At 72.5% G+C, this 17,079-nt stretch carries 20 protein-coding genes; 18 read left to right on the forward strand and 2 right to left on the reverse strand.

The window, feature by feature from the left end:
- Positions 1-73: 73 nt before the first annotated feature.
- Positions 74-1,675, reverse strand: coding sequence for an oxidoreductase (locus ABD371_RS10990; protein WP_344475360.1), 1,602 nt, complete (start codon positions 1,673-1,675; stop codon positions 74-76).
- Between the two features lie 184 nt (positions 1,676-1,859).
- Between ABD371_RS10990 and hisD the strand changes: the two genes are divergently transcribed.
- From hisD to ABD371_RS11035, 9 genes are all read left to right on the forward strand, one after another.
- A complete protein-coding gene (hisD, locus tag ABD371_RS10995) occupies positions 1,860-3,191 on the forward strand; it encodes a histidinol dehydrogenase (RefSeq protein WP_344475362.1) in 1,332 nt (443 codons plus the stop codon).
- 41 nt (positions 3,192-3,232) lie between these two features.
- Positions 3,233-4,351: a histidinol-phosphate transaminase gene (locus ABD371_RS11000; protein ID WP_381733605.1), complete on the forward strand. Its 1,119-nt coding sequence runs from the start codon at positions 3,233-3,235 to the stop codon at positions 4,349-4,351.
- On the forward strand, positions 4,348-4,941 hold the full coding sequence (gene hisB, locus ABD371_RS11005; RefSeq protein WP_344475364.1) for an imidazoleglycerol-phosphate dehydratase HisB: 594 nt from the start codon (positions 4,348-4,350) through the stop codon (positions 4,939-4,941). Before ABD371_RS11000 ends, hisB begins: the two co-directional genes overlap by 4 nt.
- A complete protein-coding gene (locus ABD371_RS11010; RefSeq protein WP_190126012.1) occupies positions 4,938-5,105 on the forward strand; it encodes a hypothetical protein in 168 nt (55 codons plus the stop codon). Before hisB ends, ABD371_RS11010 begins: the two co-directional genes overlap by 4 nt.
- Positions 5,102-5,743 carry an imidazole glycerol phosphate synthase subunit HisH gene (gene hisH / locus ABD371_RS11015; RefSeq protein ID WP_344475366.1) on the forward strand — a complete coding sequence of 214 codons (642 nt, stop codon included), beginning with the start codon at positions 5,102-5,104 and terminating at the stop codon, positions 5,741-5,743. The genes ABD371_RS11010 and hisH overlap by 4 nt, the downstream gene beginning before the upstream one ends.
- A complete protein-coding gene (gene priA / locus ABD371_RS11020; RefSeq protein WP_190126014.1) occupies positions 5,740-6,465 on the forward strand; it encodes a bifunctional 1-(5-phosphoribosyl)-5-((5-phosphoribosylamino)methylideneamino)imidazole-4-carboxamide isomerase/phosphoribosylanthranilate isomerase PriA in 726 nt (241 codons plus the stop codon). The genes hisH and priA overlap by 4 nt, the downstream gene beginning before the upstream one ends.
- The gene (locus tag ABD371_RS11025; protein ID WP_344475368.1) at positions 6,462-6,857 is read left to right on the forward strand and encodes a RidA family protein; all 396 of its coding nucleotides are present in this window, start codon (positions 6,462-6,464) and stop codon (positions 6,855-6,857) included. Before priA ends, ABD371_RS11025 begins: the two co-directional genes overlap by 4 nt.
- A complete protein-coding gene (hisF, locus tag ABD371_RS11030) occupies positions 6,854-7,609 on the forward strand; it encodes an imidazole glycerol phosphate synthase subunit HisF (protein ID WP_190126016.1) in 756 nt (251 codons plus the stop codon). The genes ABD371_RS11025 and hisF overlap by 4 nt, the downstream gene beginning before the upstream one ends.
- 196 nt (positions 7,610-7,805) lie before the next feature.
- Positions 7,806-9,011 carry a cytochrome P450 family protein gene (locus ABD371_RS11035; protein ID WP_344475371.1) on the forward strand — a complete coding sequence of 402 codons (1,206 nt, stop codon included), beginning with the start codon at positions 7,806-7,808 and terminating at the stop codon, positions 9,009-9,011.
- A 55-nt stretch (positions 9,012-9,066) separates the two neighbouring features.
- Here the strand turns inward: ABD371_RS11035 and ABD371_RS11040 are convergent, their stop codons facing one another.
- A complete protein-coding gene (locus tag ABD371_RS11040; protein ID WP_344475373.1) occupies positions 9,067-9,705 on the reverse strand; it encodes a TIGR03085 family metal-binding protein in 639 nt (212 codons plus the stop codon).
- 157 nt (positions 9,706-9,862) lie between these two features.
- Here ABD371_RS11040 and hisI point away from each other — a divergent pair, with 157 nt between their 5' ends.
- From hisI to trpA, 9 genes are all read left to right on the forward strand, one after another.
- On the forward strand, positions 9,863-10,234 hold the full coding sequence (gene hisI / locus ABD371_RS11045) for a phosphoribosyl-AMP cyclohydrolase (RefSeq protein WP_381733608.1): 372 nt from the start codon (positions 9,863-9,865) through the stop codon (positions 10,232-10,234).
- A 14-nt stretch (positions 10,235-10,248) separates the two neighbouring features.
- Complete coding sequence (locus ABD371_RS11050) at positions 10,249-11,727, forward strand: anthranilate synthase component I (RefSeq protein ID WP_344475377.1); 1,479 nt, start codon at positions 10,249-10,251, stop codon at positions 11,725-11,727.
- A 174-nt stretch (positions 11,728-11,901) separates the two neighbouring features.
- The gene (locus tag ABD371_RS11055; protein WP_344475379.1) at positions 11,902-12,549 is read left to right on the forward strand and encodes a TIGR02234 family membrane protein; all 648 of its coding nucleotides are present in this window, start codon (positions 11,902-11,904) and stop codon (positions 12,547-12,549) included.
- Positions 12,550-12,748: 199 nt separating this feature from the next.
- Positions 12,749-13,012, forward strand: coding sequence for an HGxxPAAW family protein (locus ABD371_RS11060; protein ID WP_344475381.1), 264 nt, complete (start codon positions 12,749-12,751; stop codon positions 13,010-13,012).
- Between the two features lie 113 nt (positions 13,013-13,125).
- Positions 13,126-13,590, forward strand: a complete 465-nt coding sequence (locus ABD371_RS11065; RefSeq protein ID WP_344475383.1) for a DUF2752 domain-containing protein — start codon at positions 13,126-13,128, stop codon at positions 13,588-13,590.
- Between the two features lie 137 nt (positions 13,591-13,727).
- Complete coding sequence (gene trpC, locus ABD371_RS11070) at positions 13,728-14,537, forward strand: indole-3-glycerol phosphate synthase TrpC (RefSeq protein ID WP_190126024.1); 810 nt, start codon at positions 13,728-13,730, stop codon at positions 14,535-14,537.
- A 9-nt stretch (positions 14,538-14,546) separates the two neighbouring features.
- Positions 14,547-14,741, forward strand: a complete 195-nt coding sequence (trpM, locus tag ABD371_RS11075) for a tryptophan biosynthesis modulator TrpM (RefSeq protein ID WP_344475385.1) — start codon at positions 14,547-14,549, stop codon at positions 14,739-14,741.
- 213 nt (positions 14,742-14,954) lie between these two features.
- Positions 14,955-16,193: a tryptophan synthase subunit beta gene (gene trpB, locus ABD371_RS11080; RefSeq protein WP_344475387.1), complete on the forward strand. Its 1,239-nt coding sequence runs from the start codon at positions 14,955-14,957 to the stop codon at positions 16,191-16,193.
- The gene (gene trpA / locus ABD371_RS11085; protein ID WP_344475389.1) at positions 16,190-17,017 is read left to right on the forward strand and encodes a tryptophan synthase subunit alpha; all 828 of its coding nucleotides are present in this window, start codon (positions 16,190-16,192) and stop codon (positions 17,015-17,017) included. The genes trpB and trpA overlap by 4 nt, the downstream gene beginning before the upstream one ends.
- The last annotated feature ends 62 nt before the right edge of the window (positions 17,018-17,079 follow it).

Here is a 17,079-nt window from a genome sequence, read left to right on the forward strand (position 1 = left end):
AGGTTGTCCTGTCAAAGGCCAAGAGACTGTAAAGAAACACGCGGGGGCCCGCCGCCGAAAGGCCCCCGCCCGCTCACCCCCGGCTCAGCAGCCGCGTCGCCCCCGCCGCCACGGTCGTCGCCAGGATCCATCCCAGCATCACCAGCACCGCCCCCGCCCACTGCCAGTTGCCCTCCAGCCGCCAGAACCCGTCCTGCCCCAGGTTGATCACCGGGATCAGCAGATCGAGCGCGTACAGCGCCGCGTTCCACTGGGGGTGCTCGTCCTTCTTGATGGGATCGGGGTCCACCTGGGAGAAGGCCAGCGCCCCCGCCGCCCACAGCACCCCCATCCACAGCGCCGCCCGCCCGGGGCGGTAGCCGTACGCCACCGTCCAGTCCTGGAGGAACCCCCACAGCTTGGCCGCGAGCGGCAGCGTCTCGCGGCGGCGGCGCTGCTTGGCCAGCAGCACCTCACGGGCGTCCGCGTCCTCCCCGCTGTTGCGGAGCACGGTCGCCAGCCGCTCGTACGGCTCCGGCGAGTACTCGGGGGTCGCCGACGCCACCCACTCCAGCCTGCGGGCCAGCGGGAACTCCTCGTACGGCACCAGGTTCTCGTAGACGAACCCGCCCATGGCGAGCCCGCCGGGGCCCGGCCAGCTCGCCGCCTTGTCGACCAGGGTGATCACCTTCGCGCCGTTCAGCACCACCCGCCCCTCCTCGGGGCGCCGGGCGTTGAACCGCAGCTCCGGGCTGACGATCCGGCGCAGCGACAGCTCCTCGCCCTGGCTCATCACGAAACGGGCCCGGTGCAGATCGATCGCGTCGCCGAACCGGCCGTCGTCCAGGCGCACCCCGCCGTAGCACTCGAAGGACTGGAGCCGGGTGTTGCGCCGGTGCGCCTCGGCCAGGCCGATCCCGAACGGGGGAGTGGTATTGGGGTCGCCGGTGGTCTCGCTCACCCACGCGCCGGTCATGTACAGCGTCCGCTCCACGGTGAGCTGGGGGGCGTTGAGCGCGCGGCGCTCGGCGGCGGCGCGCAGCCGGCTCCCGCGCAGGCTCAGCGAGACCCCGACCTTCGCCCCGCGCAGACTCACCTCGCCATAGGTCTCGATCAGCTCGGCCTGGAGATCCTGCGCCACCGAGAGCCCGTCGGCGGTGATCGCCCGGCCCCGCCGGTCCGGCCGCACATGGATCTGGTTGATCAGCAGATCCGTGCCTATCTGGGCGTCGGTGAGCCGGATCCCGTGCTCCACCCGGCAGCGCGGCAGATGCAGATCCCCCTCGGTCCGCAGCCGGGCCGCCTCCAGCCGGGGAATGGCGCAGCCCACCATCCGCACGGTGGTGAAGTGCGCCTCGGGCAGCCACACCTCGCTCTCGAAGCGGCAGCCGTACAGCTCGACATAGGGCGAGACGCTGCCGCCCGCGAGCTTGAGGGTGCCGGTGATCGCGGCCCCGCGCAGCTTGAGCGCCGCGACCCGCCCGGGGTGCGGTGAGGGCCCGCTCAGCAGCAGCCGCGCCACGATGGTGGCGCGCACACTCCGCTCGGGTCCCCAGGGCCGGGGGGAGAAGGGATCGTTCAGCAGCGGATCGGGATCGCTCAGGTCGTAGGTGCTCCCGTTCCGGAACGCGTTCCACATCCGCTGCTCGGTCGGGCTCAGCCCGTCCGGGGGCCCGTCGTCCGGCGGCTCGGTCAAGGATGTTTCCTCCGCTTTCTCTCTCTGTGCACTTCTCGTCGCGCAGCGTGTTCTGTCGTCGTTCTTCCCGCTGGGTGACCGGGTGAACGCTAGTGGCCTTCCGATCTTGGTAAGAGTCCGTCAGCGTGTATCAGCCAGTGATACGGGGAACGGCAGCCGAATCCGGTCTGCGAGAATTGACCCTGTGATCTCCCGAATCGATCTGCGCGGCGATGCCCTCCCCGAGGGGGCCGCCCTGCGCGCCCTGCTGCCCCGTGCCGAGTTCGACGTGGAAGCCGCCCTGGAGAAGGTGCGGCCCATCTGCGAGGACGTGCATCATCGCGGCACGGAGGCGCTGATCGAGTACGCGCGGAAGTTCGACGGCGTCGCCCTGGAGCGGGTCCGGGTGCCCGCCGCCGCGCTCGCCGAGGCGCTGGCGGGGCTCGACCCCGAGGTCAGGGCCGCCCTGGAGGAGTCCATCCGGCGGGCCAGGATCGTCCACCGCGCCCAGCGCCGGAGCGAGCACACCACCCAGGTCGTGCCCGGCGGCACGGTCACCGAGAAGTGGGTCCCGGTCGACCGGGTCGGGCTCTACGCCCCCGGCGGACGCTCCGTCTACCCCTCCTCCGTGATCATGAACGCGGTCCCGGCGCAGGAGGCCGGCGTCGAGTCCGTCGCGCTCGCCTCCCCGCCGCAGAAGGAGTACGGCGGCCTGCCCCACCCGACGATCCTCGCCGCCTGCGCCCTCCTCGGCGTCGACGAGGTCTACGCCGTCGGCGGCGCACAGGCCGTCGCGATGTTCGCGTACGGCACCGAGGGCCCCGACGGCTGCGCCCCGGCGAACATGGTCACCGGCCCCGGCAACATCTGGGTCGCCGCCGCCAAGCGCTACTTCACCGGGCGCATCGGCATCGACACCGAGGCCGGCCCGACCGAGATCGCGGTCCTCGCCGACGAGAGCGCCGACCCGGTGCACGTCGCCGCCGACCTGATCAGCCAGGCCGAGCACGACCCGCTGGCCGCCGCCGTCCTGGTCACCGACTCCGTCGAGCTGGCCGACGCGGTCGAGCGGGAGCTGACGCCCCAGCTCGCGGCCACCAAGCACGTCGAGGACCGGATCCTGCCCGCCCTCTCCGGCCGGCAGTCCGCGATCGTCCTGGTCGACGGCGTCGAAGAGGGGCTGCGCGTCGTCAACGCGTACGGCGCGGAGCACCTGGAGATCCAGACCGCCGACGCCGCCGCCGTCGCCGCCCGGGTGCGCAACGCCGGAGCGGTCTTCGTCGGCCCCTGGTCGCCGGTCTCCCTCGGCGACTACTGCGCCGGCTCCAACCACGTCCTGCCGACCGGCGGCTGCGCCTGCCACTCGTCGGGACTCTCCGTCCAGTCCTTCCTGCGCGGCATCCACATCGTGGACTACACGCGCGACGCCCTCGCCGAGGTGACCCACCACGTCGTCACCCTGGCCGAGGCGGAGGACCTGCCCGCGCACGGCGCGGCGATGAAGGCCCGCTTCTCGTGGAAGGTGCCCGGCCAGTGACCACCGACTCGACGAGGACCGACCCGGTGGAGACCGGACCCCTGGAGACCGGACCCCTGGGGATCGACGACCTGCCCGTCCGCGAGGAGCTGCGCGGCAAGTCCGCGTACGGCGCGCCCCAGCTGGACGTCCCCGTCCAGCTGAACACCAATGAGAACCCCTACCCGCTGCCCGAGGCGCTGGTGGCGCGGATCGCCGAGCGGGTCACCGAGGCCGCGCGCGGGCTCAACCGCTACCCCGACCGGGACGCCGTCGAACTCCGCACCGAGCTGGCCCGCTATCTCACCCGTACCGCCGGGCACCGGGTCGCCACCGAGAACATCTGGGCCGCCAACGGGTCCAACGAGGTGCTCCAGCAGCTGCTCCAGACCTTCGGCGGCCCGGGGCGCACCGCGATCGGCTTCGAGCCCTCGTACTCGATGCACGCGCTGATCTCCCGGGGCACCGGCACCGGCTGGATCTCCGGCCCGCGCAATGACGACTTCACCATCGACACGGCCGCCGCGGTCCGGGCCATCGCCGAGAACCGGCCCGAGGTCGTCTTCATCACCTCCCCCAACAACCCCACCGGCACCGCCGTCGCCGCCGAGACCGTGATCGAGCTGTACGAGGCGGCCCAGGCCGCCGGTCCCTCGATGGTCGTGGTCGACGAGGCCTACGTCGAGTTCAGCCACCGGCCCTCGCTGCTGCCGCTGCTGGCGGGCCGCCCCCATCTGGTGATCTCCCGCACGATGTCCAAGGCGTTCGGCGCGGCCGGACTGCGCCTGGGCTATCTCGCGGCCTGCCCCGCCGTGGTCGACGCCGTACAGCTGGTGCGCCTGCCGTACCACCTCTCCGCCGTCACCCAGGCCACCGCGCTCGCCGCGCTGGAGCACACCGACACCCTGCTCGGCTATGTCGAGCAGCTGAAGACCGAGCGCGACCGCCTGGTCGCCGAGCTGCGCGCCATCGGGTACGAGGTCACCGACTCCGACGCCAACTTCGTGCAGTTCGGACGGTTCCCCGACGCGCACGCGGCCTGGCAGTACATCCTCGACCGGGGCGTCCTGGTCCGGGACAACGGAGTGCCCGGCCGGCTGCGGGTCACCGCGGGCACCCCCGCAGAAAACGACGCGTTCCTCGACGCGGTCCGTGAGTTGAAGAAGGAGCAGAGCGCATGAACCGCGTGGGCAGGGTGGAGCGCACCACCAAGGAGACGTCCGTCGTCGTCGAGATCGACCTCGACGGCAGCGGAAAAGTCGATGTGTCGACCGGGGTCGGCTTCTACGACCACATGCTCGACCAGCTCGGCCGCCACGGCCTGTTCAACCTCACGGTGAAGACCGAGGGCGACCTCCACATCGACTCGCACCACACCATCGAGGACACCGCCCTCGCCCTCGGCGCGGCCTTCAAGCAGGCCCTCGGCGACAAGGTCGGCATCTACCGCTTCGGCAACTGCACCGTGCCGCTGGACGAGTCCCTCGCCCAGGTCACCGTCGACCTCTCCGGCCGCCCCTACCTCGTGCACACCGAGCCCGAGAACATGGCGCCGATGATCGGCTCGTACGACACGACGATGACCCGGCACATCCTGGAGTCCTTCGTCGCCCAGGCCCAGATCGCGCTGCACGTCCACGTCCCCTACGGACGCAACGCGCACCACATCGTGGAGTGCCAGTTCAAGGCGCTCGCGCGGGCCCTGCGGTACGCCGCCGAGCGCGACCCCCGCGCCGCCGGAATCCTCCCCTCCACGAAGGGTGCGCTGTGAGCGGCGGCCTCTCCACCATCCTGATCGTCCTCGGCCTCTTCCTCCTCGGCGGCGTCTACTCCTTCGTCAAGCAGGGGCTGCCCAGGGGCGTCATCGTGCTGCTCTCCATCGGCGCGTCGATGTGCCTGGTCGCCGGCGTCCTCCGATTGAGCGTGTGGTCATGAGCGCACCGAAGAAAGTCGTCGTCCTCGACTACGGGTTCGGCAATGTCCGCTCCGCCGAGCGGGCCCTGGCCCGGGTCGGCGCGGACGTCGAGATCACCCGCGACTTCGACGCCGCCATGAACGCCGAAGGACTGCTCGTCCCCGGCGTCGGCGCGTTCTCCGCCTGCATGGACGGACTGCGCCGCGCCCGCGGCGAATGGATCATCGGCCGCAGGCTCTCCGGCGGACGCCCCGTGATGGGCATCTGCGTCGGCATGCAGATCCTCTTCTCCCGGGGCATCGAACACGGCGTGGAGACCGAGGGACTCGACGAGTGGCCCGGCACGGTCGGCCCGCTCAAGGCCCCGGTGGTCCCCCACATGGGCTGGAACACCGTGGACGCCCCCGCCGACAGCACCCTCTTCGCCGGGATCGACCCCGACTCCCGGTTCTACTTCGTGCACTCCTACGCGGCGCACGACTGGGACCTGGAAGTCACCAACCCCGCCATCCGCGCGCCCCGGGTCACCTGGGCCACCCACGGCGAGCGCTTCGTCGCCGCCGTGGAGAACAGCGCGCTGACGGCGACGCAGTTCCACCCCGAGAAGTCCGGCGACGCCGGCGCCCAGCTGCTGACCAACTGGATCGGAACACTGTGACCAAGCTCGAACTCCTCCCCGCCGTCGACGTCCGCGACGGCCAGGCCGTCCGTCTCGTGCACGGGGAGTCCGGTACGGAGACCTCCTACGGCTCCCCCCTCGACGCCGCCCTCGCCTGGCAGCGCGCGGGCGCCGAGTGGCTCCACCTGGTCGACCTCGACGCCGCCTTCGGCACCGGCGACAACCGCGCGCTGATCGCCGAGGTCGCCGGCGCGATGGACATCAAGGTCGAGCTCTCCGGCGGCATCCGAGACGACGCCTCGCTCGCCGCCGCCCTCGCCACCGGCTGCACCCGGGTCAACCTCGGCACCGCGGCCCTGGAGACCCCCGAGTGGGTCGCCAAGGTCATCGCCGAGCACGGCGACAAGATCGCGGTCGGCCTCGACGTACGCGGCACCACCCTGCGCGGCCGGGGCTGGACCCGCGACGGCGGCGACCTCTACGAGACCCTCGCCCGCCTCGACTCCGAGGGCTGCGCCCGCTACGTCGTCACCGACATCGCCAAGGACGGCACCCTCCAGGGCCCCAACCTGGAGCTGCTGAAGAACGTCTGCGCCGTCACCGACAAGCCCGTCGTCGCCTCCGGCGGCGTCTCCTCGCTGGACGACCTGCGCGCCATCTCCTCCCTCGTCGCCGTCGGCGTCGAGGGCGCGATCGTCGGCAAGGCGCTCTACGCCAAGGCCTTCACCCTGGAGGAAGCACTCGCGGCGGTGTCGGAGTGAGCGCCGTACGACGCGTCTCCACCGGCGCCCCCTGGGAGGAGCTGTTCGGCTACTCCCGGGCCGTCGAACTCCCCGGCGGCCTCGTGCTGGTCTCCGGCTGCACCTCCGTGATCGACGGCGAGATCGCCGACGGCACCCCCTACGACCAGGCCGTGAACTCCTTCAACGTGGCGATCGCCGCGCTGAAGCAGCTGGGTCTCGACGCCTCCCACGTCGTACGGACCCGGATGTACCTCACCCACGCCCGGGACGTGGACGAGGTCGGCCGCGCCCACAAGGAGCTGTTCGACGAGGTGCGCCCCGTCGCCTCCATGATCATCGTCTCCGGCTTCGTTGACCCCCGGCTCGTGGTCGAGGTCGAGGTCGAGGCCCACCGGGGTGATTCCGCATGACGCTCGCCGTCAGGGTCATCCCCTGTCTCGACGTCGACGCCGGCCGGGTCGTCAAAGGCGTCAACTTCCAGAATCTGCGCGACGCGGGCGACCCCGTCGAGATGGCCAAGCTCTACGACGCCGAGGGCGCGGACGAGCTGACCTTCCTCGACATCACCGCCTCCTCCGGCAACCGCGAGACCACCTACGACGTGGTGCGCCGCACCGCCGAGCAGGTCTTCATCCCGCTCACCGTCGGCGGCGGGGTCCGCTCCGCCGACGATGTCGACCGGCTGCTGAGGGCGGGCGCGGACAAGGTCGGCGTCAACACGGCGGCCATCGTCCGCCCGGAGCTGATCCAGGAGATCGCCGAGCGCTTCGGCCGCCAGGTGCTGGTGCTCTCCGTCGACGCCCGGCGCACCCCGGAGGGCACCTTCGAGGTCACCACCCACGGCGGTCGCCGGGGCACCGGGATCGACGCCGTCGAATGGGCGCACCGCGCCGCCGAACTGGGCGCGGGCGAGATCCTGCTCAACTCGATGGACGCCGACGGCACCAAGGACGGCTACGACACCGAGATGATCGCCGCGGTCCGCCGGCACGTCACCGTCCCCGTGATCGCCAGCGGCGGCGCGGGCCGGCTGGCCGACTTCGCCCCGGCGGTCGCGGCGGGCGCGGACGCGGTGCTGGCCGCCTCCGTGTTCCACTTCGGCGACCTCCGGATCGGCCAGGTCAAGGACGCGCTCCGCGAGGCCGGACACCCGGTCCGCTGACTTTGGGAAGACTCCCCGGGCCCGGCTCCACCGGCCCGGGGAGCCGACCCCGGCCGGTCGCCGATATCGCGCCACCGCACTCTCCGCCCGCCCTGGCCACAAGGCCGAAAGTGGTGTTCTTCGAGCTCCGGGGCCGGGCTAGCGTGCTGTGGGATCCCACGTGCGCAGTCAGCGCGCGTGAACAGCGAGGAGCAGTATGGCGGCCCGGCCCATCGCCGATCTCATGGAACTCAGTCCGGACTTCTTCCGTGACCCCTACCCGGTCTACGCCGCGCTCCGCGCGCGCGGCCCCCTCCACCACGTACGCACCCCGGCTGATGTGGAGCTGTGGCTCGTCGTCGGACACGAGGCCTGCCGCACCGCGTTCACCGACCCCCGGCTCAGCCGGGACTGGCTCAGACCGGGCGCCATCAATGAGGCCATGAGCGTCGGAGACGATCTGCCCGCCCTCGCCAACATGCTGATGTCCGACCCGCCCGACCACACCCGGCTGCGCCGGCTGGTCGCCAGGGTGTTCACCCCGCGCCGGGTCGAGGAGATGGCCGAGCGCGTCCAGCAGATCGCCGATGAACTGCTCGACGCGATGGCCGCGGAGCCGGAGCGCCGGGCGGACCTGGTGATGTCCTTCGCCTTCCCGCTGCCGATGACGGTCATCTGCGAACTGCTCGGCGTGCCCGAACTCGACCGCGTCTCCTTCCGCGCCTGGTCCAACGAGGTCGTCGCGCCCACCAGCCCCGAGATCCAGGCGAACGCCTTCCGCGAGATGGCGGCGTACCTCCAGGAGTTGGTCGTCGCCAAACGCGCCAGGCCCGCCGAGGACCTGCTGAGCAGTCTGATCCACACCGTCGACGAAGGCGGCGACCGGCTCTCCCCCGACGAGCTGATCGGGATGGCCTTCCTGATCCTGGTCGCCGGGCACGAGACCACGGTCAATCTGATCGGCAACGGCGTGCGCGCGCTCTTCGCCCACCCCGGACAACTCGCCGAGCTGCGGGCCGACCCGGGACTCCTCGAAGGGGCGGTCGAGGAGATGCTCCGCTACGACGGCCCGGTGGAGACCAGCACCATGCGCCTCGCCCTGGAGGACGTGGAGATGGGCGGGGAGACCATCCCGGCCGGGGCCACCGTGCTCATCGGCGTGGCCGACGGGAACCGGGACCCGGCGCGCTTCAAGGACCCCGACCGGTTCGACATCCACCGGGAGACCCGGGGGCATCTCGCCTTCGGCCACGGGCTGCACCACTGTCTGGGCGCGCCGCTGGCCCGGCTGGAGGGCCGCATCGCGATCCGGGGTCTCCTGGACCGCTTCCCCGACCTCGCCCCGGACGGCGACGAGGCGGCCCTCTCCTGGCTGCCGGGGATGCTGATACGAGGCGTGCGGGAGCTGCCCGTCCGCTGGTGAGCGCCGCTGGTGCCCGCCCGGTCCGCCGGGCGGGCACCGCGCGGGGGCGGCCGGGTCAGAGCGGCATGCCCAGCGGGGCCTTGACGACCCGCTCCACCGCCTCCGCCTCGCCCGCCAGATCCACCTGGGCCGCGTCCTGCCGCCCGAAGGCGAAAACTGTCAGCTCACCCGGCTCACCGGTCACCGTCACCACCGGCGTCCCCCGGTGCGCCACCGCCGTCTGACCGTCCGGACGGCGCAGCACCAGCCCCACCGGCGACTTCCGGCCCAGCAGCCGCGCCGCCTTCTCCAGCCGCGCCCACAGCGCGTCCTGGAACACCTTGTCCAGCGGCCGAGCCGTCCAGTCCGGCTGCGCCCGGCGCACATCCTCCGCGTGGACGAAGAACTCCACCGTGTTCGCCGCCTCGTCCACCTGCTTGAGGGCGTACGGGGAGAGCCTCGGCGGCCCGGTGCGGATCAGCTGGATCAGTTCCTCGTAGGGCTTGGCGGCGAACTCCGTCTGCACCCGTTCGAGACGGTCGCGCAGCGCGGAGAGCAGGAGCCCGGCCGCGGCGTCGGCGCGGCGCTCGCGGACCACCACATGGGCCGCGAGATCCCGGGTCGTCCAGCCCTCGCACAGGGTCGGGGCGTCTGGGCCCGCCGCTTCCAACAGATCGGCGAGCAGAAGCCGTTCACGTTTGGCATGGGTCGACATACGGCCAGCGTACGGCGACCGCCACCGCTCCGCCCAGCGGATACCTCCTGTTCACCCCCCCGCGGACCCCGCCCGGCCCCTCGCCGACCCGCCGGACCCGCCCGGCCCGGTCCGCCCTGTGGACGCCCTCGCCGCCCGCCCGCCGGGGCGCGGCACAATGGACGCCATGACCAGCAGTGTCCCCGCCAGCTCCCTGGATCCCGCCGTCGCCGCCCGCCTCAAGCGCGACACCGGCGGTCTCGTCGCCGCGATCGCCCAGCAGTACGACACCGGTGAGGTGCTCATGCTCGGCTGGATGGACGACGAGGCCCTCCACCGCACCCTCACCACCGGCCGCTGCACCTACTGGTCCCGCAGCCGCCAGGAGTACTGGGTCAAGGGCGACACCTCCGGCCATGTCCAGCACGTCAAGTCCGTCGCCCTCGACTGCGACGGCGACACCCTGCTCGTCAAGGTCGACCAGGTCGGCGCGGCCTGCCACACCGGCGACCGCACCTGCTTCGACGCGGGAACCCTCCCGCTGGGCTAGTAGGGTCAACCGCCATGGACCTGGAGACCTTCCGCAAGCTCGCCGTCGACCGGCGTGTCATCCCCGTCAGCCGCCGACTGCTCGCGGACGGAGACACCCCGGTGGGGCTCTACCGCAAGCTCGCGGCCGAGCGCCCCGGCACCTTCCTCCTGGAGTCCGCCGAGAACGGGCGGTCGTGGTCCCGGTACTCCTTCGTGGGCGTCCGCAGCGCCGGCACGCTCACCGAGCGCGACGGCCAGGCCCACTGGCTGGGCACCCCGCCCGTCGGGGTCCCGCTGGACGGCGACCCGCTGGCCGCCCTGCGCGCCACCGTCGAGGCCCTGCACACCCCGCGCGACCTGGCCTCCGGCATGCCGCCCTTCACCGGCGGCATGGTCGGCTACCTCGGCTACGACATCGTCCGCAGACTGGAGAAGATCGGCCCCGGCGAGCACGACGACCTCCGGCTCCCCGAGCTGACCATGCTGCTCACCTCCGATCTCGCCGTACTCGACCACTGGGACGGCACGGTCCTGCTGATCGCCAACGCGATCAACCACAACGATCTCGACACCGGACTCGACGAGGCCCACGCGGACGCCGTCGCCCGGCTGGACGCCATGGAGCGCGACCTCGCCCGTCCGCTGGTCTCCGTGCCGGCCGTACTGCCCCCCTCCGAGCTGCCCGAGTTCTCCGCGAAGTGGGGCGGCGAGCAGTACCAGGACGCCGTCGAGGACATCAAGGAGCGCATCCGGGCCGGCGAGGCGTTCCAGGTGGTGCCCTCCCAGCGGTTCGAGACCGAGTGCAGCGCGAGCGCGCTGGACGTCTACCGGGTGCTGCGGGCCACCAACCCCAGCCCGTACATGTACCTCTTCCGCTTCGACGGCTTCGACGTCGTCGGCTCCAGCCCCGAGGCCCTGGTCAAGGTCGAGGACGGGCACGCCATGGTCCACCCCATCGCCGGCACCCGCCCCCGGGGCGCGACCCCGCAGGAGGACCAGGCCCTCGCCGACGAGCTGATGGCCGACCCCAAGGAGCGCGCCGAGCATCTGATGCTCGTCGACCTCGGCCGCAACGACCTGGGCCGGGTCTGCGCGCCGGGCACCGTCGAGGTGGTCGACTTCATGTCCATCGAGCGCTACTCCCATGTGATGCACATCGTCTCCACCGTCACCGGGAAGGTCGCCGAGGGCCGCACCGCCTTCGACGTGCTCACCGCCTGCTTCCCGGCGGGCACCCTCTCCGGCGCCCCCAAGCCTCGCGCCATGCAGATCATCGACGAGCTGGAACCGGCCAGGCGCGGACTCTACGGCGGCTGCGTCGGCTATCTGGACTTCGCCGGGGACTCCGACACCGCGATCGCCATCCGTACCGCCCTGCTGCGCGACGGGACCGCGTACGTGCAGGCCGGAGCCGGTGTGGTGGCCGACTCCGATCCGGTCGGCGAGGACACCGAGTGCCGCAACAAGGCGGCGGCCGTGCTCCGCGCCGTCCACACCGCGAACCGGCTCTAGGCCGTGTCTTCGAAGTCCCGTCCGCCTGTCGTGCCCCGGCACGCACTCCCCCTGGGCCTTCGGCCCGGGGGAACCCCCACTACGGGAGGACGACGCCACTTCGAAGACACTCCCCAGGGCCATACCGGCCGGTAGCCCCAACCGGCCGACGAACGCCCGGGGCCATAAGGGATAGTGGGGTATGTGAGTGCTGTTCCCGTACCCCAGCCCCGCGCCGCCGCGGCATCGGCCGCCGCGAACGGCGACCGCCGAAGCCTCGCCGCGGCGCTGCTCCTCGGAGCCGTCGGCGCGACCGTCGTCCTTCTCGCCTCGGGCCAGATCTGGGCCGAGGGCCGGGCCGCCGTGGCCGGCGGAGCCCTGCCGCTGGACGCCAGCGGCAGCGAGGTCACCGGTGTGCCCACCGCCCTCGCGATCGTCGGCCTGGCCGCGCTCGTCGCCGTCTTCGCCGTGCGCGGCAGAAGCCGCCTCCTGGTCTCGGCCCTGCTCGCGCTGAGTGGCGCGGGTGCGGCTGCCGCCGCGTACGCCGGGGCCTTCGACCGCGAGACGCTGGAGCTGGAGGCCGCGAAGACCGTCGGCCACTCCTCCGCCACGGTGGAGGCCCTCACCCATACGGCCTGGCCCTACGCGACCGCCGTCGGAGCCGTGCTGATCCTCCTCGCCGGCCTTCTCGCGCTCCGCTACGGCGCCCGCTGGCCCGCCATGTCGGGCCGGTACGAGCGCGACGGATCGCCCCGCGCCCGCACCGCCCCGGCCGCCGTCGACCCCGACCGGCCCGAGGACCTGTGGAAGGCGCTGGACCGGGGCGAGGACCCCACCGGCTGACCGGCGCGCGGCCCCGCCGTCGTACGGTGATCCCCGCGCCCCGCCGCACCCGCCCCCGGGCGCGTGCCGACGCACGGCGTGCGGGAGAATGAGGCCGCGAGCCCGGAGCGTCCCGGGCAGCGGCTCAACGGCACGGAACCGGCCCCTCCAGGGGAGCACCGGCACCGCGCCGCCACGGACTTCACACGAGGAGCAATTCATGTCGGCCACCGCCCACGGACACACCCCGGCCGCCTGGACCGGCGTCATCATCTCGTTCATCGGCTTCTGCGTCTCCGGTGTCTTCATGGTCGCCGCCAACCCCCTCGGCTTCTGGGGCGGCATCGTGATCGTTCTCGTCGGCGGCGTCGTCGGCCTGGCGATGAGCCGTACCGGCCTCGGCATGCCCAAGAAGTCCGCCGAGCAGCTCGAGGCCCGTGAGCAGGCCACCCTGGCGGCCCGCGCCCACGAGCGCGCCGTCTGAGCCTCCGGGAAGCGGAAACGCGGACCGGCGGGACCGGTCCGCGCCCCCGCCCGCCCGTTCGCGCCGCACGGGCCGCAGGCGGCGGTCGCGGAGACAATCACGGGGTGAAAGCCATGACCTCATCCGGCACCCCCGGGCCGCCGCCCGGCCCCGGCACCTTCGGGCCGCCCCCCGCGCCCGCCCCGCTCGCCCGCAGGCTCGCCCCGCCGCTGGCCGTGCTGGCCCCGGTCGTCGCGGCCTTCGCCTATGTCGGCGCGGTCGACCCCCATGAGCCCGGCCACTATCCGGTCTGCCCGCTCCTGAGCCTCACCGGTCTGTACTGCCCGGGGTGCGGCGGGCTGCGCAGCGCCCACGCCTTCGTCACCGGCGACTGGGCCGCCGCCCTGGGGGCCAACGCGGTCGCCGTCGCCGGATATCTCGTCTTCGCCGTTGTCTGGGTGATCTGGCTGATTCACGCCGTACGGGCCCGCCCCCTGCGGCTCTCTCTCGCACCGGCCTGGTGGTGGTCGCTCGGCGTGGCCGCACTGCTGTTCAGCGTGGTGCGGAACCTCCCCTTCGGCTCTGCCCTGGCCCCCTGACGTCTCAAAGGGTGAACCGCCCCCGGTCCCACCCAGTGGGACAGCCGTCAACCGGATGCGAGGCCGGGGCCCCGCTGCGGATACCATCGACATGGCTGATCCTTAACCATCAATCGTTCCGGAAGGGGGCCGCTCGGGTGAGTGTGCTCGACGAGATCATCGAAGGCGTACGCGCCGACCTCGCGGAACGGCAGGCGCGCGTGAGCCTCGACGAGCTCAAGGAGCGCGCGTCCCAGGCTCCCGAGGCCCGGGACGGCGTCGCCGCGCTGCGCGGCGAAGGCGTCCAGGTCATCTGCGAGGTGAAGCGCTCCAGCCCCTCCAAGGGCGCGCTCGCCGCGATCGCCGACCCGGCCGCACTCGCCGCCGACTACGAGGCGGGCGGCGCGGCCGTCATCTCCGTGCTGACCGAGGAGCGCCGCTTCGGCGGTTCCCTCGCCGACCTGGAGGCCGTGCGCGCCCGGGTGGACATCCCCGTGCTGCGCAAGGACTTCATCGTCACCGCCTACCAGCTCTGGGAGGCCCGTGCGTACGGTGCCGACCTGGTGCTGCTGATCGTGGCAGCCCTGGAGCAGGAGGCCCTGGTCTCGCTGATCGAGCGCGCCGAGTCGATCGGGCTGACCCCGCTGGTCGAGGTCCACGACGAGGACGAGATCGAGCGGGCGGTCGCCGCCGGAGCGAAGATCATCGGTGTCAACGCGCGCGATCTGAAGACCCTCAAGGTCGACCGCTCGACCTTCGAGCGCGTCGCCGAGGACATCCCGGCCCACATCGTCAAGGTGGCCGAGTCCGGTGTGCGCGGTCCGCACGACCTGATCGCCTACGCCAACGCCGGAGCCGACGCCGTACTCGTCGGCGAGTCCCTGGTCACCGGGCGTGACCCCAAGGGGGCCGTCGCCGACCTGGTCGCCGCCGGAGCCCACCCGGCCCTGCGCCACGGCCGGAGCTGAGCCGCCGCCGTGCCCGCCGTCCTGAGCCGTCCGCGACCCGTCCCGGGTGAGGGGTACGCGCGCCTCGCGCGCGGCTGCCGCCCCCGGGGCTGCCGCGCGCCGGCCAGGCGGGTGCACGGCCGCCGGGTCCGCTATGTGATCGGCTCGGAGCCCGGCCAGGTCAACGGCATGCGATGGCGACGCGCGGCCACCGCGCACCACTGACACCGATTCGGCCCGGGGAGCCCTCCCCCTTCCGGCCCGCACGCGGCACGCCCGCGCGCGGGCGGAGCCTTCGCGAGGGCGACACCCGGCCGGCCCCTCCGTTCGTTCCCGGACATCCGGCCGTCCGGCGGGACCATGTCACCGTGCGCACACCGTGTCCCTTGCACCTTTCAGACTTCAGGGGCTTCGCGCCCCGCCCGAGGAGTACGTCGGATGTCTTCTGACTTCTTCATTCCGGACCCTGACGGTCAGGTCCCCACCCCCGCCGGCTACTTCGGCGACTTCGGGGGCAAGTTCATCCCCGAGGCCCTCGTCGCCGCCGTCGACGAGGTCGCCGTCGAGTACGAGAAGGCCAAGGCGGACCCCGCCTTCGCCGCCGAGCTGAACGACCTCATGGTCAACTACGCGGGCCGGCCGAGCCCCCTCACCGAGGTGCCCCGGTTCGCCGAGCACGCGGGCGGGGGCCGGGTCTTCCTCAAGCGGGAGGACCTCAACCACACCGGCTCCCACAAGATCAACAACGTTCTTGGCCAGGCGCTGCTCACCCGGCGCATGGGCAAGACCAGGGTCATCGCCGAGACCGGAGCGGGTCAGCACGGCGTCGCCACCGCGACCGCCTGCGCCCTCTTCGGCCTGGAGTGCACCATCTACATGGGCGAGATCGACACCGAGCGCCAGGCGCTCAACGTCGCCCGGATGCGGATGCTGGGCACCGAGGTCATCCCGGTGAAGTCCGGCAGCAGGACCCTCAAGGACGCCATCAACGAGGCCTTCCGCGACTGGGTCGCCAATGTGGACCACACCCACTACCTCTTCGGCACGGTCGCCGGACCGCACCCCTTCCCCGCCATGGTCCGCGACTTCCACCGGGTGATCGGCGTCGAGGCCCGCCGCCAGGTCCTGGAGCGCGCCGGACGCCTCCCCGACGCGGCCGTCGCCTGCGTCGGCGGCGGTTCCAACGCCATCGGGCTCTTCCACGCCTTCCTCCCGGACCCCGGCGTCCGGCTCGTCGGCTGCGAGCCCGCGGGCCACGGCATCGAGAGCGGCGAGCACGCGGCCACCCTGACCGCGGGCGAGCCGGGCATCCTGCACGGCTCCCGCTCGTACGTCCTCCAGGACGAGGAGGGCCAGATCACCGAGCCCTACTCGATCTCCGCCGGACTGGACTACCCGGGCATCGGCCCCGAGCACTCCTACCTCAAGGACGCGGGCCGCGCCGAGTACCGCGCGGTCACCGACGACCAGGCGATGCAGGCGCTGCGGCTGCTCTCCCGCACCGAGGGCATCATCCCGGCCATCGAGTCCGCCCACGCGCTCGCCGGAGCGCTGGAACTCGGCCGCGAGCTGGGCGAGGAGGGGCTGATGGTCGTCAACCTCTCCGGGCGCGGCGACAAGGACATGGACACCGCCGCCCGCTACTTCGGGCTGTACGACGGGGAGGAAGCGAAGTGAGCGGACAGGTACGGCTGCTGAACGACACGCTCGCGGCGGCGAAGGCGGAGAACCGGGCGGCGCTCATCGCCTACCTCCCGGCCGGATTCCCGACCGTCGACGGCGGCATCGAGGCGGTCAAGGCCGTCCTGGACGCCGGCGCGGACGTGGTGGAGGTGGGGCTGCCGCACAGCGACCCCGTCCTGGACGGCCCGGTCATCCAGACCGCCGACGACATCGCCCTGCGCGGCGGCGTCAAGATCGCCGATGTGCTGCGCACGGTCCGCGAGGCGCACGCCGCCTCGGGGAAGCCGGTGCTGGTGATGACGTACTGGAATCCGATCGACCGCTACGGCGTGGAGCGGTTCACCGCCGAGCTGGCCGAGGCGGGCGGCGCGGGCTGCATCCTGCCCGACCTGCCGGTCGAGGAGGCGGGGGTGTGGCGCGAGCACGCCGAGAAACACTCCCTGGCCACCGTCTTCGTCGTCGCGCCGAGCAGCAAGGACGCCCGGATCGCCCGGATCGTCGAGGCCGGTTCGGGTTTCGTCTACGCGGCGTCGCTGATGGGCGTCACGGGCACCCGTGCCTCGGTGGGCGCCCAGGCCCAGGATCTGGTGGAGCGGACCCGCGCCACGGCCACCGACCTTCCCGTCTGCGTGGGGCTGGGGGTCTCCAACGCCGAGCAGGCCACCGAGGTCGCCGCCTTCGCCGACGGGGTGATTGTCGGATCGGCCTTCGTCAAGCGGCTGCTGGACGCCCCGGACGGCCCCTCGGGCCTGCTCGCCGTGCGCGAGCTGGCGGCCGAGCTGGCCGAGGGCGTACGACGGGGGCGCGCCGGAGCGTAGGACGCGCCGCTCGTACATGATCGCTCGTACGGGTGGTTGTGGAACCGGGGAGGCGCGTACGC

The sequence above is a fragment of the Streptomyces amakusaensis genome, assembly GCF_039532665.1.
GTDB classification, from domain to species: domain Bacteria; phylum Actinomycetota; class Actinomycetes; order Streptomycetales; family Streptomycetaceae; genus Streptomyces; species Streptomyces amakusaensis.